This is a genomic window from Oribacterium sp. oral taxon 078 str. F0262, assembly GCF_000160135.1.
In the GTDB taxonomy this organism is placed as follows: domain Bacteria; phylum Bacillota; class Clostridia; order Lachnospirales; family Lachnospiraceae; genus Oribacterium.
Map to the genome: position 1 here is coordinate 514,551 of NZ_GG729935.1, position 20,803 is coordinate 535,353.

19 protein-coding genes are annotated in these 20,803 nt (G+C 57.3%); 4 read left to right on the forward strand and 15 right to left on the reverse strand.

Annotation, left to right across the window (positions count from 1 at the left end):
- Positions 1-26: 26 nt before the first annotated feature.
- From GCWU000341_RS09870 to GCWU000341_RS13625, 4 genes are all read right to left on the reverse strand, one after another.
- The gene (locus tag GCWU000341_RS09870; RefSeq protein ID WP_009215838.1) at positions 27-863 is read right to left on the reverse strand and encodes a carbohydrate ABC transporter permease; all 837 of its coding nucleotides are present in this window, start codon (positions 861-863) and stop codon (positions 27-29) included.
- Between the two features lie 14 nt (positions 864-877).
- Complete coding sequence (locus GCWU000341_RS09875; protein ID WP_040654164.1) at positions 878-1,786, reverse strand: carbohydrate ABC transporter permease; 909 nt, start codon at positions 1,784-1,786, stop codon at positions 878-880.
- Between the two features lie 183 nt (positions 1,787-1,969).
- Entirely contained in the window at positions 1,970-3,280 is a 1,311-nt protein-coding gene (locus GCWU000341_RS09880) for an ABC transporter substrate-binding protein (RefSeq protein WP_009215840.1), read from the reverse strand.
- Positions 3,277-3,429: a hypothetical protein gene (locus GCWU000341_RS13625; protein WP_009215841.1), complete on the reverse strand. Its 153-nt coding sequence runs from the start codon at positions 3,427-3,429 to the stop codon at positions 3,277-3,279. The genes GCWU000341_RS09880 and GCWU000341_RS13625 overlap by 4 nt, the downstream gene beginning before the upstream one ends.
- A 159-nt stretch (positions 3,430-3,588) precedes the next feature.
- Between GCWU000341_RS13625 and GCWU000341_RS09885 the strand changes: the two genes are divergently transcribed.
- The 3 genes from GCWU000341_RS09885 (at position 3,589) to GCWU000341_RS09895 (ending at position 8,794) form a co-directional block, all read left to right on the forward strand.
- The gene (locus GCWU000341_RS09885) at positions 3,589-4,284 is read left to right on the forward strand and encodes an SDR family oxidoreductase (RefSeq protein ID WP_009215842.1); all 696 of its coding nucleotides are present in this window, start codon (positions 3,589-3,591) and stop codon (positions 4,282-4,284) included.
- A gap of 678 nt (positions 4,285-4,962) precedes the next feature.
- Positions 4,963-7,257 carry an endopeptidase La gene (lon, locus tag GCWU000341_RS09890; RefSeq protein WP_242651661.1) on the forward strand — a complete coding sequence of 765 codons (2,295 nt, stop codon included), beginning with the start codon at positions 4,963-4,965 and terminating at the stop codon, positions 7,255-7,257.
- A gap of 346 nt (positions 7,258-7,603) precedes the next feature.
- Positions 7,604-8,794, forward strand: a complete 1,191-nt coding sequence (locus GCWU000341_RS09895) for an ROK family transcriptional regulator (protein ID WP_009215845.1) — start codon at positions 7,604-7,606, stop codon at positions 8,792-8,794.
- 204 nt (positions 8,795-8,998) lie between these two features.
- On the opposite strand, the gene GCWU000341_RS09900 is transcribed toward GCWU000341_RS09895, so the two are convergent.
- From GCWU000341_RS09900 to GCWU000341_RS09915, 4 genes are read right to left on the reverse strand one after another with little or no spacing between them, the layout of a single operon-like run.
- The gene (locus GCWU000341_RS09900) at positions 8,999-9,235 is read right to left on the reverse strand and encodes a FeoB-associated Cys-rich membrane protein (RefSeq protein ID WP_040653979.1); all 237 of its coding nucleotides are present in this window, start codon (positions 9,233-9,235) and stop codon (positions 8,999-9,001) included.
- 50 nt (positions 9,236-9,285) lie between these two features.
- Complete coding sequence (gene feoB / locus GCWU000341_RS09905) at positions 9,286-11,505, reverse strand: ferrous iron transport protein B (RefSeq protein ID WP_009215847.1); 2,220 nt, start codon at positions 11,503-11,505, stop codon at positions 9,286-9,288.
- 12 nt (positions 11,506-11,517) lie between these two features.
- A complete protein-coding gene (locus tag GCWU000341_RS09910; RefSeq protein ID WP_040654165.1) occupies positions 11,518-11,742 on the reverse strand; it encodes a FeoA family protein in 225 nt (74 codons plus the stop codon).
- A 24-nt stretch (positions 11,743-11,766) separates the two neighbouring features.
- The gene (locus GCWU000341_RS09915) at positions 11,767-11,979 is read right to left on the reverse strand and encodes a FeoA family protein (RefSeq protein ID WP_036600271.1); all 213 of its coding nucleotides are present in this window, start codon (positions 11,977-11,979) and stop codon (positions 11,767-11,769) included.
- A 299-nt stretch (positions 11,980-12,278) separates the two neighbouring features.
- Between GCWU000341_RS09915 and GCWU000341_RS09920 the strand changes: the two genes are divergently transcribed.
- Positions 12,279-12,674 (forward strand): metal-dependent transcriptional regulator, encoded by a 396-nt coding sequence (locus GCWU000341_RS09920; RefSeq protein WP_036600274.1) that lies wholly within the window; start codon positions 12,279-12,281, stop codon positions 12,672-12,674.
- Positions 12,675-12,991: 317 nt separating this feature from the next.
- Here GCWU000341_RS09920 and GCWU000341_RS09925 read toward each other — a convergent pair whose 3' ends face one another.
- From GCWU000341_RS09925 to GCWU000341_RS09955, 7 genes are all read right to left on the reverse strand, one after another.
- Positions 12,992-15,127, reverse strand: a complete 2,136-nt coding sequence (locus tag GCWU000341_RS09925; RefSeq protein WP_040653981.1) for a heavy metal translocating P-type ATPase — start codon at positions 15,125-15,127, stop codon at positions 12,992-12,994.
- A gap of 137 nt (positions 15,128-15,264) precedes the next feature.
- Positions 15,265-15,555, reverse strand: coding sequence for a DUF6110 family protein (locus GCWU000341_RS09930; RefSeq protein ID WP_009215852.1), 291 nt, complete (start codon positions 15,553-15,555; stop codon positions 15,265-15,267).
- A gap of 129 nt (positions 15,556-15,684) precedes the next feature.
- Positions 15,685-17,649 (reverse strand): heavy metal translocating P-type ATPase, encoded by a 1,965-nt coding sequence (locus GCWU000341_RS09935; protein WP_009215853.1) that lies wholly within the window; start codon positions 17,647-17,649, stop codon positions 15,685-15,687.
- A gap of 41 nt (positions 17,650-17,690) precedes the next feature.
- Positions 17,691-17,906 carry a heavy-metal-associated domain-containing protein gene (locus GCWU000341_RS09940; protein ID WP_036600232.1) on the reverse strand — a complete coding sequence of 72 codons (216 nt, stop codon included), beginning with the start codon at positions 17,904-17,906 and terminating at the stop codon, positions 17,691-17,693.
- Between the two features lie 10 nt (positions 17,907-17,916).
- A complete protein-coding gene (locus GCWU000341_RS09945) occupies positions 17,917-18,237 on the reverse strand; it encodes an ArsR/SmtB family transcription factor (RefSeq protein WP_155812779.1) in 321 nt (106 codons plus the stop codon).
- A gap of 523 nt (positions 18,238-18,760) precedes the next feature.
- Positions 18,761-19,303 (reverse strand): glutathione peroxidase, encoded by a 543-nt coding sequence (locus tag GCWU000341_RS09950; protein ID WP_009215857.1) that lies wholly within the window; start codon positions 19,301-19,303, stop codon positions 18,761-18,763.
- Positions 19,304-19,458: 155 nt separating this feature from the next.
- Positions 19,459-20,703: an N-acetylmuramoyl-L-alanine amidase gene (locus GCWU000341_RS09955; RefSeq protein ID WP_009215858.1), complete on the reverse strand. Its 1,245-nt coding sequence runs from the start codon at positions 20,701-20,703 to the stop codon at positions 19,459-19,461.
- Positions 20,704-20,803 lie beyond the last annotated feature (100 nt).

Genomic DNA, 20,803 nt, shown 5'->3' on the forward strand with positions numbered 1-20,803 from the left:
TTAAAGCTCCCTTTCCGAAATCCTCCTCAGCCCTTTAAACCGGAGGTGGAAATCCCATCCATCAGATATCTTTGGCAGAAAAGGAAGACCAGCAGAATCGGCAGCATAAAAAGCGCCGTCGCCGCCATCATTCCCGCCCAGTCCACTGTGTGCTCATTCATATAGGAATAAAGTCCCAGGGAAAGTGTGTAGTGATCGCTCCTGTTCGCATAGAGCAAGGGCCCCATAAAGTCGGAAAAGGTATACATGAAGCTGAAGATGGTGATGGTGGCAAGCCCCGGGCGGGAGAGCGGAAGGATCACGGAGCGAAAGATCCTGAGCCGCCCCGCGCCGTCGATCTCCGCGGCCTCCATCAGCTCATCGGGTATGGTCAGCATGAACTGGCGGAGGAGCACGATATAAAAGGGATAGCCGCAGAAGGCGGGGATGATGAGCGGCCAGAAGCTCCCGGTCAGATGCAGAAGCGTCCAGAGCCGATAGAGCGGGACCATCGTCACCGTATAGGGAATCATCATGCTGGAGAGAATGATGCCGAAGAAAAGCTCCCTTCCTCTCCAGCGGATCTTTGAGAGGGAAAAGGCGACCAGCGGTGTGCTGAATAAGGTCCCGAGCACATTCATTCCGCTGACCCAGATCGTATTCGCGAAATATCTCCAGTAGGGGATCTGCGCGAAGACCTTCCGGAAATTTTCAAATGCAAAGTGCTCCGGCCAGAGTCCGCGCGAGCTGTCAAAGATCCTCTCATTCGTCTGAAAAGCGGAGGAGAGCATGATGAGAAGCGGGAAAAGAAAAATCACGGCCGCAAGCAGCACAAGAATCGTCGGAAGCAGCCGGGAAAATCCCGCAGCAGACTTTTTAAGCATTCTGATCTCCTCCCCTATTTTTCGTCCACAAAGCGGCCGCCGATCCGGGTAAAGGCGACGCTGAACAAAAGCACAGCCAGAAAGAGAATCCAGGCCATCGCCGAGGCGGTCCCCATTTTCAGCCTGGAAAAGGCATTCTGAAAGAGATAGAGCGGATACATGAGAAGGCTGTTCCCTCTCCCGGCTTCCGCGCCGCTGCTCAGATTGCCGGACTGCGCACTGCACAGGATATAGACCTGGGTGAAATACTGCGTGGCATTGATGATCGAAAGCACGATCTGGTAGAGAAGGACATGCGCGATCCCGGGGATTGTGACATAGCAAAACTGCCTCCACATTCCCGCCCCGTCCAAAGAGGCCGCCTCGTAGAGCTCCGCCGGAATATCCCCCATCGCCGCAAGGAGGATGACGATGGTCGCGCCGATCCCCCAGCTGCTCATAAGGACAAGAGCCGGAATCGCGGCCTTCGGATCCCCGAGCCAGTTCACACCCGGAATCCCAAACAGCTTCAGAAAACGGTTCAGATAACCGCTCAGGGGATCCAGTATGATGATCCAGACCATGGTGGAGGCCACGGCCGGAAAGATCGAGGGGAGGAAAAATACAGAGCGGAAGAAGCCCTTTCCGATCCTGAGAGGCTTTAAAAGAAGAGCGAGAAGCAGAGAAAGCGAGATGGAGACCGGCACAAAAAGCGCGGTATAGTAGAGCGTATTCTGTATGCTCTTCCAAAAAAGCTTATCGTGGAAAAGGGAAGTATAATTCCTCATGCCGACAAATACCGGGGCCTTCACGGCGCTGAAATCCGTAAGGCTGTAGTAGGCCGACATCAGAATCGGATAGAGGCTGAAGCAGGCGAACCCGATCAGCCACGGAAGCAAAAAGAGGAGTCCCTCCCGCTCCGCTCTCTTCTCCCTTTTCCTCATAGCTCCCTCCTTCTCTCTTTCCTTTATCAAAGCAAAGACTCCCTCAAAGAAACAGCAGACAAATCCCCCGCATCCCTTCGCCGCACAATATCGGTATCCCCTGCCGCTGACAAAATCCACGGCGGGCTTTGCAAATCCTGCAAAGGTTTCGAAATGCGGCGAAAGAGGATGCATCAGATCCGGTCAGCGGGAGATCGCGTCCACGCTCTTCTTCATCTCCGAGAGAGCCTCCTCCGGGCTCCCTCCCAGGAGAACGGAGTCCACCGCGCTGTTGATCGCTGCACTGTACTCCTTTAAGAAGGGGGCGTTCGGCATCGTCACAAGCTCCGCATCGGAGAGAACCTCGCGGTAGACCTCATTCGTCCCCTCCATAAGATCCGGGTCCGTGAGAAGATCCCGCCTTGCGGGAAGCTGGACATTTTTTACGGCAAAGTCCTTCGCGCCCTCTCCAAGCGTCATGTATTTCAGGAAATCCCAGGCCCCGTCCTTGTTCTTCGCCGTGGACGGGATATAGAGATTCGAGGTCTCGAGATAGCTGTAATGCTTCTCCCCCTGGGAGGCATAGGACGGAATCATCGTGACTCCGAAGTCCAGTCCGGCGTCCTTTGCCATATCATAAAACCAGGGGCCGTCGATCCGAAGCGCCTGTTCTCCGGAGAGGAAAGGATCCTGCGCGGTGTTGAGCTTCGAATTTCCGGAGCTGATATAGCTGTTCACAGAGGATGCTCCGAATTCCTTCACATAATCCGAGAGGTAGTCCAGTGTCTTTCGGAAGCCTTCGTTATCCGGCGTGAGCTTCTCTGGGGTTCCGAAATTCGTCCCGGCCGCATAGCTGAGACAAGGCCAGGCATAGCCTCCGGGGACAAAGGGTGCGCCGAGCTCCTTCAGCGTTCCGTTCTCGACCTTCGTGAGCTTTTTACTCATCTCCCGGAGCTCCTCCATGGTCTTTGGCGGCTCGGTATAGCCTCCCTCCTGGAGCAGCTTCTTATTATAATAGAGCGCCATGACATTCGAGCTGATCGGAAGAGCGTAGAGCTTCCCGTCGACCTCCTGCTGCGCGATCGCGCTGTCCAGGAAGAGCTTCCGGTCAAGCTTCTCCTTCTCGATATACTCCTCCAGCGGGAGCGCGATATTCTGCGCGGCATAGTTTGAGATATTGCTTCCGAAATCATCGGTGATATCCGGCCCGCTGCCCCCGGAGATCCCGGCGATCACCTTCTGCTGATCCGGGGTACTGAGTCCGACAACCTTGTAGCGGTCCTGACTCTTATTATAGCTGTCGATGATTTCCTCTATGCGCTTCCCCTCTTCTCCGCCCCAGAGATACCAGAAGTTCACGACCTCCTGTCCGTCTCCCTTCCCGGCGTCCGCTGTCTTCTCCTCTCCGCTCTCCTTCTCGGAAAGCTCTGTCTCCGCGCTCTTCGAAGCGCCGCAGGCCGAAAGAAGCGCCGCCGCCATGATTGCCGTCACCGATAAAAACAAGCCTTTTTTCATAAATCCCTCCTTAATGCGAGCCTGAAGCTCTTTTCCCTAGGCCGCTCCGCATCATTCTTCTTTCCCCTGACTATAAAACGATGAGATTCTATTTTCAAGATTCCCCGCATTTTCTGAACTTTCTTTCTAAGCCTCCTCCTATTTTGCATAATTATATCCTGTTTACAGCTCGGATATTTGTATATTAGGCATGGATTTAGAAAATATTTTCCGAGCCATCCCCCACCGCTTTTGACACTTTCTCTCTCATGAAGTAAGATCCCGATGTCAGACCGTGCCCCGCAGCCGGGCCTTGGAAAGGAGTTCACATGCAAAAGAAGATCGCTGTAGTGACGGGAGCATCATCCGGAATCGGGGAGGCCGCGGCAGAGCGGATCTCAAGGCTTGGCTTTCGGGTAATCGGAATCGGGCGGAGCTTTTCGGAGAAGGAACGAGGCTTCGAAGCGCTGTCCATGGATTTACTGGATTTTGGCCCGCTTCGGGAATTTCTGCGCTCTCTCCGAAGAGAGGGGGAAATTTCTCTTCTTGTGAATAGCGCCGGAGTCGCGTATTATGGTCTTCAGGAGGAGCTTGGGGAGAAGGCGCTTCGGGAGCTCATCCGAACGGATCTCGAGCTTCCCATCCTGCTCACAGCGCTCTGCCTCCGCGAGCTCAAGAAAAATCGCGGGCAGCTCATCAATATCTCCTCCGTGACGGCGCGCTGCCCCGCTCCTCGGGCAGCGGCCTACGGAGCGGCGAAGGCCGGTCTCCTCCGCTTTGGAGAGAGCATCTTTGAGGAGGGAAGGAAGGCCGGACTCCGGGTGAGCACCATACTCCCGGACATGACGGAAAGCGGACTCTACCGAAATGCGGACTTTACGGTATCGGAAGAGCCTCTCGCCCGTTTGCTCCCGGAGGATGTCGCGGATGCCCTGGAATTCATCCTGACAAGGCGGGAGGGGGTCTGTATCTCAGAGCTTGTACTGAAGCCGCAGCTCAAGGGGATTCGAAAAAAGACAGGCTGATCTCCGCCGCACTGCCGCTTCACGGCTCCTGGCAGCTGCATTCCCCGGACAGCGGCGCTTCACAGTACTTGTTACTCACCTTCCCCGGGCAGCGACGCTTCACAGCACTTGTTGCTCGCCTTCCCCGGGCAGCGGCGCTTCACAGCACTTGTTGCTCGCCTTCCCCGGGCAGCCGCGTCCCACACGCTTAGGACGGCAGGCCCATCGGTGCGGGCTTTTCCCGGCCGCATCAGCATTTCCGCAACAATATCATTGACACCGTGACAGAATAGTGTTATCCTATCTGCGATGTTAGCACTCGATGGTGTATATTGCTAACAGATTGTGGGGAGGACGAAGGTGAAGGAAGGCAGCAGAGCTTCCGGCACTTACAGAGCCCGGCGGCAGTCGGGTGATAGAGGGGATTTTCATATGAATATAAAGGATGCCGTAGACTGGCTGCAAAAACAGATTCAGAGAGACAGAAAGCTCGCAGCAAAGGAAAAGGCGCGTGTGGAAAAAAAGCGCGCGGCCTCAGCGGAGCGGAGCGGGGCCGACGAGGCCCCTGTTTCATCCCCCCGGACCGATCCCACAGATCCTACGAGGTCTCTCCGCCCTGAGGGCGGGGCCCTCCCTTCCGCAGAAGCCGGAGAGGCTCTGCCGGAGGAGGAAAAGAAAGAAGGAGCAGGAGGATATCAAATGACAGCGATACCGATCTATAATGTAATGGTCCTGCCGCATTCCTATATCTATTTTCAGACCCAGAACTTCCGGAGTCTGGCGGGAAACGAGGTCCAGCAGGGGGACCATATTTTACTTTTAATTTTGAAGGAGGAGACCGGGAGGGATCAGATCCGTCCCGACAGCTTCTATCCGATCGCCGTGGAGGGAAGTGTCACGGAGATCAACGCGGAAGGCTATCTCGTCGTCCGCACCGGAAACCGGGCCAGGGTCGAGGAGGTTCATGTGGACGAGGAGGCCCGCATTACGGTTCGGACCTCCAGCCTATACGATGTCGACGATCTGGACAAGGAGGGCTCCCGCAAAAGGCTTCTGGAGATCAAGGCGGAGCTGAAGGAGCTCGCGTCCCGCTTCCGCGGCGGAAATGTGATGCAGACCATGATCGATCAGTATTCCACGATCCAGGAGGTGGCGGCGATCCTCTCCCCCTGGCTCAGCATCTCGAATGAGGAGCGCTATGCGGTGCTCCGGGAGGACCGACTCTCCGTCCGCTTCCAGATGCTGGAAAAGATCATCTACGAATACGCGGAGGTGACAAAGGTCACGACGGATGCCAGAGAGCAGCAGCAGGAGGACTACCAGAAGGTCTACCGCGAGCAGGCCCTTCAGAAGCAGATCGACTATCTTCAGAAGGAGCTGGATGAGATGCACCCGGAGAAGGTCTCCGATCTTAGGAAGCTGGAGCTGAAGATCGGAGAGTCGGGCATGAACGAGACCGCAAGGCGGGAGTGCGAGAAGGTCTTAAACCGCCTGAAGCAGGAGGGCATGAACGGACAGGAGGCCGGGATGCTCTATGACTATCTCGACTTCATGACAAGCCTCTCCTGGAAGAAGGAGGAGCCGAAGGAAATCGCCCTCGATCAGGCGGAAAAGGTCCTGGATGAGGACCACTTCGGCCTGAAAAAGGTCAAGGAGAGAATCATACAGCAGATCGCCGTGATGAATCTGAAGAAGCAGCAGTCCGGCTCCATCCTCCTCTTTGTGGGCGCACCCGGAACCGGGAAGACCAGCATCGGAAAGTCCATCGCGAAGGCTCTGGGGCGGAAGTATGCCCGCGTCAGCCTGGGCGGAGTGAGAGACGAGGCGGATATCCGGGGGCACCGCAGGACCTATATCGGTGCCATGGCGGGGAGGATCATGGACGGCATCCAGAAGGCGGCCGTCTCCAATCCCGTGATGGTTCTGGACGAGGTGGACAAGCTCTCCAGCTCCTACAACGGAGACCCCGCTTCCGCCCTTTTGGAGGTCCTGGACCCGGAGCAGAACAACAGCTTCACCGATCACTATATGAATGTCCCCTATGACCTCTCCGACGTGCTCTTCATCTGCACGGCGAACAGCGTGGACACCATCCCGTCTCCGCTCCTAAACCGCATGGAGCTGATCCAGTTCCAGGGCTATACGCCCACGGAGAAGTTTGAAATCGCAAAGCGGCACCTCCTGCCGAAGGCGCTCTCCTCGGTCGGTCTTACGGGGGAGAATGTGGAGCTCACGGAGGATGCCCTTCGGACCATCATATCCGACTACACCAGAGAGGGCGGTGTCCGAGGACTCAAAAAGAGGATGGACACACTCTGCCGCATCGCCGCGGTCCGCTCCGTGCGGGGACAGGGCGAAAAGATCCGGGTGGAGAAATCCGAGCTCCGGGACTTTCTGGACATGCATCCTCTGAACCACCGCGAGGTAAAGGACGAGGGAAAGCCCGGCGTCGTGACCGGACTCGCCTGGACCGCCGTCGGCGGAGAGATCCTCTACGTCGAAACGCTCCCCACAAAGGGAGACGGCAAGATCACCATCACCGGGCAGCTCGGCGATGTCATGAAGGAGTCCGCGCAGATCGCGGTGAGCCTCGTAAAATCCATGTTTCCGGACAGGATCTCCGTCTTTAAGGAGAATGATATCCATATCCATGTGCCGGACGGCTCCACGCCGAAGGACGGCCCTTCCGCCGGCATCACACTGACGACCGCGATTGCGAGCCTCGTGACCGGGCACGCCGTCACACCCAGAATCGCGATGACCGGAGAGGTCTCCCTCGAGGGGAATGTGAATCCGATCGGAGGACTGCCGGAGAAGCTCATGGCCGCCCAGCGCGCCGGTGTCCGGAAGGTCCTGCTCCCAAAGGATAATGTGGACGACCTCCGGGATGTTCCGGAGGAGGTAAGGGAGAAGCTCGAGATCGTCCCTGTCGAGACCGTAGAGGAGGTTTTAAAGCTCACGGGAATTAAGAGCGCGGCCGCGGTGCAGGTTTGATGAACGCGAAAAAGCCGGGCCGGAGATCTCTCCGGCCCGGCTTTTTCGGACTGCCGTTTGAAATTGCAGCTTAAGATCAGGATTCCGGAAAAGTTTTCACTTCATTTCCGAAAAAAAAACGTTTCCACTGTTCCCCCTTCCTCCTTCCTATGTTATACTTATAGTGTTTTGCTATAGATTGAACCGGCTCCCTCGTGCTCTCACAGCTTCTGTGCGGATACGATGCGCTGCCGGATCTTTAAACAGGAATCGCCGCAGGATTTACAGAGCTCAGTGCATCGGAAGACGGGACGTAAGAGAGAGGAGACGGAGAATCCCAAAGGAAGGCGGCGCGAGGGGAAGCGTTATGGAAAAAAAGGGAAACAGTCTTCTGGAGACCAGGCGAAAAAACCGTGTTCTGATTAAAAATTCCATCTTCAGAAACCGGAATATCACAAGGACAGAGATCGCGGAGAGGCTCTGCCTCACCAAGGCCACCATCACGACAAGCGTCAATGAGCTTCTGAGGGAGGGGATCCTGGAGGAGCTCCCCCTATCCCGGGAGGCCCTCGTCGGCTCCTATGGGAGAAAGCCCGTTTCCCTCGCCTTTCGCGCGGAAGCGGGGACTGCGGTCGGCATTGAGCTCGGGGCCTATCAATCCCGGGGTGTTCTCATGGATATGAAGGGCAGAGTCCTGAAGGAGCGCTCCGCGGGTCCCGCAAATCCCTCCTATGAGCACATGTTCCGCGAGCTGAGGGAAATGATCCAATACCTCCTCCCCGAGGAGAGGCAGCGTTTCCTGGGAATCGGCGTCGGCCTCCCCGGCTTTATCGACAATGAGAAGGGCGTGATTCTCCGCTCACCGAAGGCCCGCTGGAGCGGGCGGGCACTCGCGAGAGAGCTCTATAAGGTCTTCCGCGAGCCGGTCCATATCGATAACCACGTCCGGCTCCGCGCCATCGGGCAGGATATGATCATGCGGGACAGGGGCATCGCCTCCTTCGCCTACTTCTTTCTGTCCAGAGATGTCTCCTGTCCAATGATCGTACAGAATGAGAGTCTGTCCGGCTCCAGCTGCGGCGCCGGAGCGCTCGGAAAGGTCCTGCTCTCCGTCGACCATGAGAGCGGTGTCTGCCGCTCCGTCGATGAGCTTGCGAGCGAGCGGGCACTCTTCGAGCGCTGCCAAAAGCTCCTGCTGGAGGGAAGGGCGCCGGAGCTGCAAAAGGTTCTCGATCAGGAGGGAAAGCTCTCCATTGATCTCCTTCTCGCCATGGAGGAGGCGGGGGATGAAATCATCCGTGGCTGCTTCCGGGAGACTCTGAGATATGCCGGGGCCGCCCTCGCAAATGTAGTGAATCTCTTAAATCCCGAGCTCGTGGTCGTGGACGCGAGCATTCTGCAAAATGCGATGAACCGGGGAATCCTCCTGGAGGAGTCCAAAAAGTATTTCTACAGCCTGAACAAGGGAGTCCGCCTGCTCTTTGTCCCCTTCCATAAAAACCGCGGCGCGGTCGGCGCGGCCTACAGCGTGATCCAGAGAAACTTCCTGGACCGCTGAGGAGGAGCCCGCAAAGCTCTTTTCGTAATGTAATCTGCCGCCGGGCGCAGGCATTTCTCGAGGAAAAGAGCCTCCCGGCCCCGCCGAATGTATGATAATTTTATAAAAAAGGAGGGGAGAGACGCTTTCGCGCCTCTCCCCTCTTTTGAGGATAGTCCGGGACCGGCCGAGACCGGCCCCAGGAGCAGCCACAGAGCACGGCACTCAGCTCTTCAGCGGCCGTTTCCTGCTGTGCCTGTCGATAATCGCCTGCTGCTCCTTTGTGAGCTTAATTTCATGGTCCTCCCCGTCCAGCTCCTTGTGTCCGACGTGATCACAGTGCCCCGCATGGGCGTAGCTGCAATAGGCACAGGAGCCGTACTTCTTATGCTCCCGCCGAAGACTCAGAATGACATAAAGCACAATGAGCAGTATGATCGCTCCCACAATGAAATTTCCCATGAAATGCTCCTTTCTCTCCGGTCAGAGGCCGGAGTTTTTGCATCCTCCGCCTAGGCCCTGGCGGCGGTCGCTCTCTCTACCGCGGTCTCCGCCGAGCCGCTGAGCGCTGTCGCTTCCTTGTAGGGCCGGAAGAGCCCCCAGATGCCGAGCCCGATCAGTGCGAGCGCGACGATCGTGAAGACATTAAAGCTCACGACTCCTGCGATCAGGCCGCCGATCTGGTAGATGACAAGGGATACGCAATAGGCCAGACTGCATTCCCAGGCGATGGCAAAGAGCGTCCACTTTCCGTTGTTCATCTCTCTCCGAATCGCTCCGATCGCTGCAAAGCAGGGAGCGCAGAGAAGGTTAAAGGCAAGGAAGCTGTAGCCCGCGATGCCGTTTCCAAAGTACTCATGCACCTGCTGCCAGATCTGGTCTCCGTTTTCCGCAAGCTCCTCCGCGCCGCTGTAATGGAAGAGGGTGCCGAAGGTGCCGACGATATTCTCCTTCGCAATGAGGCCGGTGACAGCCGCGACGACGGCCTTCCACTTCCCCCAGCCAAGAGGAGCAAAGAGCCAGGCGATGCCGTTTCCGATCACAGCGAGGATGCTGTTGTCCATATCATCCTCTCCCAGAAGCTGAAGCTGGAAATTGAAGCGGGAGAGGAACCAGACGAGGATCGTCGCGAGCAGGATGACGGTACCCGCCTTCTTGACGAAGGACATGGCGCGCTCCCAGACGCTCTTTAAGACATCGATCACTCTCGGAAGATGATAGGCGGGGAGCTCCATGACAAAGGGGGCCGGCTCCCCGGCGAACATCTTCGTCTTCTTTAAGACGATCCCGGAAAAGACGATCGCGGCAATTCCGAGGAAGTAGGCCGACCAGCCGATCCAGGCGGAATTGTTGAAGATCGCTCCCGCTATGATGCCGATGATCGGGAGCTTCGCGGAGCAGGGGATGAAGGTCGTCGTCATGATCGTCATCCTCCGGTCTCTCTCATTTTCCACCGTGCGGGAGGCCATGACACCCGGGACGCCGCAGCCGGAGCCGATCAGCATCGGGATAAAGGACTTCCCGGAGAGACCGAACTTCCGAAAGATCCTGTCCATGATGAAGGCGATGCGGGCCATATAGCCGCAGCCCTCCAAAAAGGCGAGGAAGAGGAAGAAGGTGATCATCTGCGGCAGGAAGCCGATGACGGCGCCAAGACCCGCGACGATACCATCCAATACCAGACCCGAGAGGACCTCTCCCGTTCCGAGTGCCTCCAGTCCCGCGGAGACAAGCCCCGGGATGGAGGGAAGGTCTATGAGTCCGAAGAAGCTCCAGGGATCCGAGCCGAAGAGCACATCGTTCACCCAGTCCGTCATCGCCGTACCGACGGTCTGGATGGAGACATAGTAGACGACGAACATGATGAGCGCAAAGATCGGAATCGCGAGGAAACGGTTCGTGACGATCTCATCGATCTTGTCGGAGGTGCTCAGTCCGTTCCTTTTCTTCTTTTTATAGGCGGCGGAGATGATGCTCTGAATGTAGCTGTAGCGCTCATTCGTGATGATGGACTCCGCATCATCATCCTCCTTCTTCTCGACCTCTGCGATCAGGGACTCGATATTGACGCTCTTTCCGGGCTCCTTCATCTCGTTTCGGATCTTGTCATCCCGTTCAAAGAGCTTCACCGCGAAGAAGCGCTGCTGCTTCTCCGGAACGGAGGAGCTGATCTTGTCCTCGATCTCCTGGATCGCCTCCGCGACATCGGGCTTGAATTTGTGCACGACCTCGGTGCCCTCACCGCTCTTCGCCACCCGGACAGCGAGCTCCGCCGCCTCCTTCACGCCCTTTCCGCGGAGCGCGGAGATGCTCACGACCTTGCAGCCCATCGCCTTCTCGAGCTCCTTCAGGTTGATGACATCGCCGCTCTTTTCGACGACATCCATCATATTGATCGCCATGACGACGGGGATCCCGAGCTCCTTTAACTGCGTGGAAAGATAGAGATTTCTCTCGAGATTGGTTCCGTCAACGATATTCAGGATCGCATCCGGCCTTGTGTTGATGAGGTAGTTTCTCGCCACCACCTCCTCCAGTGTATAGGGAGAGAGGGAATAGATGCCGGGGAGATCCGCGATGGTCACGTCACTGTGCCCCTTGAGCTTCCCCTCCTTCTTCTCCACGGTGACGCCCGGCCAGTTTCCGACGTATTGATTGGATCCGGTCAGCTGATTGAAAAGTGTCGTCTTGCCGGCGTTGGGATTCCCCGCCAGCGCGATCGTGATTGCCATAACTATGCCTCCTTACTTCAACTCTATCTGTACCATCTCCGCGTCGGTCTTCCGGACGGAAAGCTCATAGCCTCTGACCGTGATCTCCACGGGGTCGCCGAGCGGCGCGACCTTCCGGACGTAGAGCTCCGCCCCCTTCGTGATCCCCATATCCATGATCCTTCTCTTCACGGCGCCCTCTCCCGTGATCTTCGTCACTACCGCCGTCTGCCCCGGGCGCATCTCCCTCAATGTCATATTCCCCTCCTTCACTCACCACTCCTAAACCATAATTCGGTTCGCCATTTCCTTGCTGATCGCAACACGCGCTTCCTTTACCTTGACGATCACATTGCCCGCCGAGGTGGAAATGACAGTCACCTCCCCGCCGACCACGAAGCCCAGATCGCTCAGATGCTGTCTCACCTCGCTGCTTCCGCCGATCTTCTGGATCGTCTGGGCCGTCCCTGTCCCTGCCAATGTCAATGGCACCATCTCCGCCTCCTTACCGCCAGCCGTCAATTCGACCAGCATAATTGTAGCCTTGCCTAACTGCCAGAATAAATTAGCATCGTCTAACCTAAAAGTCAATGATTTAATTGCATTTCTCCAAAAAAATAGTAAACTATCTTTAATCCCCGGAGAGGACAAGATCTGCCGCCCCGGTATTTATTGTGAGCATGGATCCTGCGCGCGGCCCGGAGTTTCGTCGAAGCGGAAAGAAAAGGATGAGGCGGCGGAGACAAAAGAGAAAAGCGGGGAAAAGGACAGCGGAGAGAAAAAGAGGATGGGAAATGAAAGCATACGAAACACATGAGTCGGAGGAAAATTATCTGGAGAGCATCCTGATGCTCTCCATCGATCATCGAAATGTGAGGGCGATCGATATCGCGAATATGCTGGGCTTTTCGAAGCCCAGCGTGAGCGTCGCCCTGAAGCGCCTCCGGGAGGAGGGAAAGGTGGAGGTCGATGAGAGAGGCTTCCTGAGCCTGACCGAGACGGGCCTTAAGATCGCGCAGTCTACCTATGAGAAGCATCTCGTTCTGACCGATGTTCTGGTGGCGCTCGGGGTCAATGCCTACACGGCCTCCCAGGACGCCTGCCGGATCGAACACGTGCTGAGCCCGGAATCCTTCTCAAAGATCAAGGAATACTATCACGCCCACTGCAAGGTGGAGCCGAAGGTCTGAGAAAATTTGTCCCCACCCGCATAGCGGGTGGTTTTTTGCTTCGCAATGCTTCCCTCGCTTTGCAAGCGAAGCAGGCTAAAACAAAATAAAGAAGCTCCTCCATCGGCCCGAAAGCGGGCGGATGGAGGAGCTCTTTCATTTCGCCGAAAGGTCCTGCTGACACAAAGTACTTTCTCGAAAATCTTAGCAGGACCTTCCGATATACCTTCTGTCCCGCAGCGCGCGAGACTTATCTTCCCAAACGCGTCGTAAGACGGGCTATGCACAAACAGACAAAGCGGCTCTCCGGAAGGGGAGCTCCGTCAGCGATACCGGAGTCAGGCGGCGGTTCCCGCTTTCAGCAGTCTCCCCTTCTCCTCTCTCTTCTCCCGCTCCAGCTCCTCCTCGGGGAGAAGCTTCGTCATGCTCTTCATCCCGATCGCTATCGTAGAGACATTGTGGAAGAGCGCGGAGCTTGCGGGCGGAAGGATGCTTGCTACGCCAAGTCCGATGAGGAGCGCGTTGAAGCCGATGATGAAGTGATAATTCTCCTGAATTCTCTCCATCAGGCGCATGCTCAGCTTCCGGAGAACGACGAGCTCATAGAGATCCCCCTCGGAGATCGTGATGTCCGCGACCTCCTTTGCGATGGCCGCCCCGGCGCTGATCGCGACCCCCGCGTCCGCCTCGGAGAGGGCCGGTGAATCATTGATTCCGTCTCCCGTCATGATGACCTTCCGTCCGGCCTCGTGCTCCCTCCGGATAAAGGCCGCCTTTTCCTCCGGAAGAACCTCCGCAAAATACTCGTCGACTCCGACCAGCTTCGCGACAGCCGCCGCGGTCCGCCGGCTGTCTCCGGTCATCATCACCACCTTGTCGATGCCGAGCTTCCTCAGCTCCCGTATCACCGCGGGACCCTCCTCGCGGAGCGGATCGGAGATCAGGATGACGGCGGCCAGCTTCCCCTCCACCGCGAGATAAAGATGGGAGAAGTGCTCCGGGAGATTCCGGAATTTCTCCTCCTCCCCCTCCGGGATCAGGCAATGCTCATCCTCGAAGATGAAGTGATAGCTTCCGATAAAGACGCGCTTTCCCTCATAGATACTGGAAATGCCGTGCGCGACCACATACTCCACCTTCGAGTGGCGCTCCTCGTGGCGGAGCTTCCGCTTCTTTGCCTCCTTCACGACGGCGTTCGCCATGGAGTGCGGGTAGTGCTCCTCCAGGCAGGCCGCCATCCGGAGCATCTCGTTCGGATCCTCTCCTCCGAAGGTGATGATATCTACCACCTGGGGGGAGGCGTGGGTCAGAGTCCCGGTCTTATCGAAGACGATGGTCTTCGCGTCGGAGACGGCCTCCATGAACTTCCCTCCCTTGATGGAGATCCGGTATTTCCCGGCCTCCCGCATTGCGGAGAGGACGGCGACCGGCATGGAAAGCTTCAGGGCGCAGGAGAAGTCCACCATCAAAAAGGCGAGGGCCTTTACCGGGTTCCGGGTGAGGAGATAGGTGAGCACCGCCCCTCCCAGGCTGTAGGGTACGAGCTTATCCGCAAGATGGGAGGCTCTGTCCTCCGTCTCCGACTTTAGCTTCTCGGACTCCTCAATCATGCGGACGATCCGGTCATAGCGCCCGGAGCCGGCCTCCTGCTCCACCAGAATCCGGCATTCCCCCTCTTCGACGACTGTGCCCGCGTAGACCATGCCGCCGACCGTCTTCCGGACCGGCATGGACTCCCCTGTCATGGAGGCCTGATTTACCATCGCCTCCCCCGCGGAGAGCTTCCCGTCGAGCGGGATCATATTTCCCGTGCGGACCACGATTTCCGATCCGGTCTTCACCTCGTTGATCGGAAGGAGGAGCTCCTGCCCGTTCACGACGACCCAGACCTTGTCCACATTTAAAGACATGGTGCGGGCCAGATCATCCACGGATTTTTTGTGCGTCCACTCCTCCAGCGTCTCTCCGATCGAGAGCAGGAACATGACGGAGGAGGCGGTGCCGAAATCCCCCCGGAGCATGGAGCTTGTGATCGCGACGGCATCCAGGAGCGGAACCTCGATCTTTCCCCGGAGAAGACAGCCTATGCCCCGGAGGAGGAAGGGGACGGACTTAATAAGTGAGAGCGCGATCTTAAGGGGCGCAGGATAAAAGAGGACATTGATGACCCGCTCCGCAATAGCCCGGGCAAGCCTGTCCTCATAGCCTCGATTTAAGGCCCGCCCCGTGCGCTCCGGGACGAGGGACTCATTCCCCTCATAGCGAAACCGTGCCAGAGCGCGGACGATCCCGCTCCGCTCTCCGCGGTACAAAATGACGGCATCCCCGGTCCTGTCATAGACCTTCACCTCTCTGACATCTTGAAGTCTACGGAGATAGTACTCCAAAATGTCGGCTTCCCGGAGGCTCATACGGGGGCGCATCACATGGATGCGGAGCCGCCCGGGGGATTCATGTAAAATCTGACATTTCATGCTCTTCCTTTTCTCTCCTTTTCTCTCTCGAAAGCCCTCTTCCTTCTAAGCGGCAGAGGGCGGACTCATCGGGCATTTCTCGGGACAAAGGAAGAGGGAGGCGAAATGCTCCGCCCCCCTGTCCCCTTGAAGTCCCGTCAGACTTCCTTCGCATCGTCCTCGATCGCCTTCTCATCCTCGATGACAGCGGCGGCCTTTTCCTCTGCGCGCTTCTCATTGATGCGCTTTGCATCTTCCAGGATATCGCTGGCATTTTCCCGGACGCAGCTATGGACCTTCATGACACAGTCCTGCGCCCTCAGAGCGGCGGCAGTCGCCTCTGTATAGACCTTCTTTGCGTCATCGCTGGAGAGAATCTTCAGCCCGGCGGTTCCAAAGAGGACACCGCCCGCGAACAGACCAAGCTTTTTCCAATCACAGAAAAACATATTTTGCCTCCCTTATTACTATCCTATCCTCTGCGTTTTCTCCGCAGTTGTCTCTTTCCTATCCTCAACGTAGGTCATTGTAAACGCTGTCAGCCCGCAAAGTCAATACTAACAGTCCGATAGAAGCTTCTAATCTTTTCTCCGCTCTCTCCTTCCGAGGAGGCGCATGGAGTTCAGGATGCAGATGACCGCGACCCCGACATCCGAGAAGACGGCGGCCCACATATTGGCGAAGCCCAGGGCACTGAGAAGCAGGATGCAGATCTTTACGATCAGGGCGAAGGCGATATTCTGCACGGCAATCCGAATGACGCGCCTTGCGATCCGGATGACCTCCGGGAGCCTCCCGATATCATCATCCATGATGACGACATCCGCGGCCTCGATCGCGGCGTCCGAGCCCATGGCCCCCATGGCGATCCCGACATCGGCACGGGAGAGTACCGGAGCATCGTTGATGCCGTCCCCGATGAAGGCGAGCACCCCCTTCCTGCCCTTTTCCCTCTCCTCCGAGAGCAAAAGCTCCAGCTTCTCGACCTTTCCCTCCGGGAGAAGCTCCGCGTAGACCTTGTCGGCCCCGAGCTCCCCCGCGACGGCCTCCCCGACGCTCTCTTTGTCCCCGGTGAGCAGGACAAAGCGCTCGACGCCCTCCTTCTTCAGCGCGGCAACGGCCTCCTTCGCCCCCTTCTTCAGCCTGTCCCTTATGAGGATCGCGCCGAGACAGCGCCCGTCCAGGGCGACATAGCTGATCGTAGCGGCCCGGTCCTCCGCCCTTTGATACGAAATCCCACAGCTCTCCATCAGCTTCTCATTTCCGAGCAGGATGACTCTCCCGTTCACCCGGCTTCGTATCCCAAGTCCGGACAGATTCTCTGTCTCCGAAATTCCGCCCTCCGAAGGATCCTGTCCCCCGAAGAGCCTTCGGTACTCCTCCCGGATGGACTTCGCGATCGGATGCGTGGAGAGCCCCTCGGCGAGGGCCGCCTGAAAAAGGAGCTCTCTTTCCTCTGTTCCGGGCGAGGGAAGCAGCTCCGAGACCTCGAAATTCCCCTCGGTGAGAGTCCCCGTCTTGTCTGAGACCACGACCTTCAGCTTCGCGAGAAGCTCCAGATAGTTCGATCCCTTGACGAGGACGCCGGAAGAGGAGGCAGCGCCGATCCCGCCGAAGAAGGCGAGGGGCACGGAGATCACAAGCGCACAGGGACAGGATACGACAAGGAAGGTACAGGCCCGATAGAGGAAGGAAAGCGGCGGGTGCAGGGCAAAGACCGTCGGTTCCGTAAGCCCCAGCCTTACGGCAAGAAGGAGGAAAAGCGGAGGGAGGACAGCGAGCATAAGTGCGAGGCAGACGACGATCGGCGTATAGACTCTCGCAAATCTCGTGATGAAATTCTCCGTCCGGGACTTCTTCTCCGAGGCCTCCTCCACGAGAGAGAGAATGCGGGAGACCGTCGAATCCTCAAAGACCTTCACCGCCTCGATGCGGAGCGATCCCTCCCCGTTGATGCAGCCGGAAATAATGGGATCTCCGCTTCGGACAGAGCGGGGCACGGATTCCCCGGTGAGCGCCGCCGTATTGATCCGGCTCTCCCCGGATATCACGAGGCCGTCGACCGGCACCTTCTCCCCGGGCCGGATCAGAAGGATATCTCCGATCGAGACCTCCTCGGGATCGACGGTCTCGACGCTTCCGTCGGGGCGCTCCACATTGGCGGATTCCGGGGCGATCTCCATGAGCGCGGAGATTGAGCGCCGGGTCCTCCCGAGCGCATAGCTCTGAAACCACTCTCCGACCTGGTAAAAGAGCATGACGGCGACTGCCTCGGCATTTTCTCCGGAGAGAAAGGCTCCGATCGTCGCGAGCGTCATCAGAAAGCACTCGTCAAAAGGGCGGCGGTTTCTGATGCCGGATACCGCGTCCCGCAGGACAGAAAATCCGCAGAAAAGATAGGGGATCAGGAAGCAGAGAAAGCTCAGAAGGCGATTCTCAAAGACCGCGGGAAGCGCCCCGCTTTTATCCAGCAGCAGCATAATGAAAAATACCGCGAGGGAGAACAAGATCCTCCTCCCCCTCTTCTTCAGCTTCTCATCCATCCGATCCTTACCTCCGCCCTGTTCCGATCTTCTGCCTGATTTTATAAAAGCACCGAAAAGCCCGCTTCGATCCTTCTTCCGGTCTCGATGGCCTTCCCGAGAAGCTCCTCAAAGCGCTCATCCTCCGTCTCCAAAGTGAACTTCTGCATCAGGAAATTGACCTTCACATCCTTCACTCCATCCAGCTTCCGGATCGCATCCTCGACTTTCCTTGCGCAGTTTGCGCAGTCGATCTCACAGCGAAATTTCTTTCTCATCTCTCCCTCCTCATTCCTCAATGTGCTCAATTCCCATGGCGATGATGGTCTTCACATGCTCATCCGCGAGGGAATAGATCATGGCCTTCCCGCTTCGCCTCGCATTGATAAGCTTCGAAACCCTAAGGATCTTCAGCTGGTGGGAGACCGCGGACTGGTTCATCTCAAGGTCCTCGCAGATCTCCGTCACATTTTTCTCTCCGTTGATAAGATCATAGAGAATCCGGACTCTCGTGGAATCCCCGAAGACCTTGAAAAGCTCCGCAAGATCAGAGAGCTCCTCCTCCGGAATGTCTCGGATAATATGCTCAATACTTCTTCCGCTTCTCATCAGCATCTCTCCTCCCCACTGTACCGGCCTCTCCTTATCGGAGTCCTCCTTGATCATCGTATCAACATATGATTATATTATCACATGTTTTAGAAAAGTCAAGCCGAACCGGAGCGAGAGCGTCCTGGGCCGGACGGAAAAAGGGTAGAAAAGGCGGCAGCTCCTCACCTCTGTCCATATTCTCTTCGAGAAGACTCAAGTGCGCTCCAAACTGCCGCCCTGCCATTTTGTCTGTCCGCGCACAGGCCGTCTGCCGCCCCGGAGACTCGGCTTCGCCCGGGAGGCTTCAGCCGATCTCCCTCCGGGAGACACTTCTCTTCGAGAAGTGGTCAAGGACGCTCCGAGTCTGCCTGATGGCAGACTTCTACGCTTATGCGCCGCTGGCCGCGCCAGCCGGAGCGAGAGCGTCCTGGGCCGGGCGGACAAAGGGCAGAAAAGGCGGAGAAAGCATTTTTTATGCTCTCTCCGCCCCTTCACAGTCTTCTCTCTTTTCTGTTTTCTCTTTCCCCGGTCCTCTCCCGCCCTACAGCAGGGACGCGATGCAGCTCTCAACATCCTTCATATCCGCGGTCGGCTCGAAGCGGGCGACGACATTTCCCTTCCTGTCCACGATAAACTTCGTGAAATTCCACTTGATCTCCGGATTATGCTCATAGTCCTTGTCGATCCCCGAGAGAATCTCCTTCAGCTTATCCGTGATGGGACCATCCTGAAAGCCCCGGAAGCCCTGCTGCGACTTCAGATAGCCATAGAGCGGAAGTGCATCTTTCCCGTTGACATCGGACTTCTTCATCTGCGGAAACTGCGTGTTGAAGTGAAGCGTGCAAAACTCGTGAATCTCCTCATCCGTTCCGGGCGCCTGGCCGTAGAACTGATTGCACGGAATATCGATGATCTCGAGTCCCCGCTCGTGATATTTCTCATAGAGCGCCTCGATATCCTTATACTGCGGCGTAAAGCCGCAGCCGGTCGCCGTATTCACGACCATGACGACCTTTCCCTCGTAATTCCTGAGCGGAAGCTCCTCATTCTTCGCATTCCTGATCGTATAGTCATAAAATCCCATCTTATCCTCGCTTTCCTTCGGAAACTGTCCCGGCCTCTCTCTGTCCGGATGCGGAGGGGAGAGGCCCCGTCAGTCAGATTATTTGATTGCTTGCAATTTTATTTTATCAAATATTTTTCCGCTGTCAAGCGCTTTCGAAGAAAGAGGGGAGAGAGCTAGAGCCCGAAATACTGCTTAAGCCCCAGTACCACGCCGTCCATGAGCTTTCCCTGCACCGCCGGAGAATGGTCCGATGCGCGGTCTCCGATCTCCAGATCAATGGAGGGGATCGTGGAATAGGAGGTCTGGGTCAGGTCCATATTCATATTGCCCGCTCCGAAGATCTTGCCCCCGGCCTGCCGGATCCCCCCGATGACGGCCTTTCCCAGGGCATTGTGCTCCTGCCAATGAGAGGCGACCGGTTCCATCCTCCGATAGGTCCCCACCTCCGGGACGCTCATAAAGAAGGCGCCCTTGTCGGAATCCGTGGAATCATAGTGGATCGCGATATGCACATTCGCATACTGGTTTGCGAGGCAGGTGCGGGCGATGTTGTCGAGCTGGATATCGTCACCCTCCCGGATCATGAGGACATTAAAGCCCGCGGCGAGGAGCTTATCCCGGAGGAGAAGGGCGGCCGTCAGATTCGCCTTGGCCTCCGTCGTGCCGTCCTTCAGCGTCGTCCCGTAGGAGACCGCCGTCGCAGTGGTGGATCCCGCCGAGGTCGAGCCCCCTGTCACCTTGGCCGTCCCGTCCGGATGGCAGAGTGTCCGCACATCGGAGCCGCCCTTTGTGCCGTGACCCGCGTTGACACAGATCGTCTTGCCGTTCGATACGGAGGCATCCGCCTTATAGAGAAGCGCGCTCCCGCTGTGGATCTTGGAGTTTGCGGCGAGAGGCCAGGACGGATCGAAGGAGAGGCTCTGCGCGGCCTGTCCCGCGCTTCCGGCCGCATCGGCCGCGGAAGCGGAGCTCTCCGACTGCTTTGCGCTAAGGTAACGGCTTGCGATATAGCTCTCCTTTCCATCTACGAGGATGCGGCTCCATTCCTTGCTGTAGCCGGTCCGCCGGAAGCTCTGCCCCTTTTGTGCAGTCCCCTGCAGTGCGCCCCCCTTTCCCGGACTCTTTCGGATATTGATATTGCTCCCCGTGACATAGACGGTTTCATCCACATTCTGAAACTCAATCTTCGAAGAGAGCGTCTCCGCGGCGGCCTGTGTCTCCCCGACCGTAATCAGCTTCGCGCCGTTTGAGAGGACGCCGCTCTCCGTCTCCTCCGATCCGACACTCCCCCCCGCGCTTTCAGAAGCCGCGCTCTCCGCCGAAGCGGCGTCCGAGCTGAGCTCCGCCCTCTCCTGGCCCCGGCACGCCGAAAGCGACAGCGCAAAAAGCAGGAGCAACATCCATTTCTTTCTCTTCATCTTCCCTTCTCTCCTCCCCGGTCAGCCGCCGTCTGTCAATCTTCCTCTCCCTGCTCCTTCCCGCAGAATCCGGAAAAGAGCCGTTTTTCTTTCCTTACTT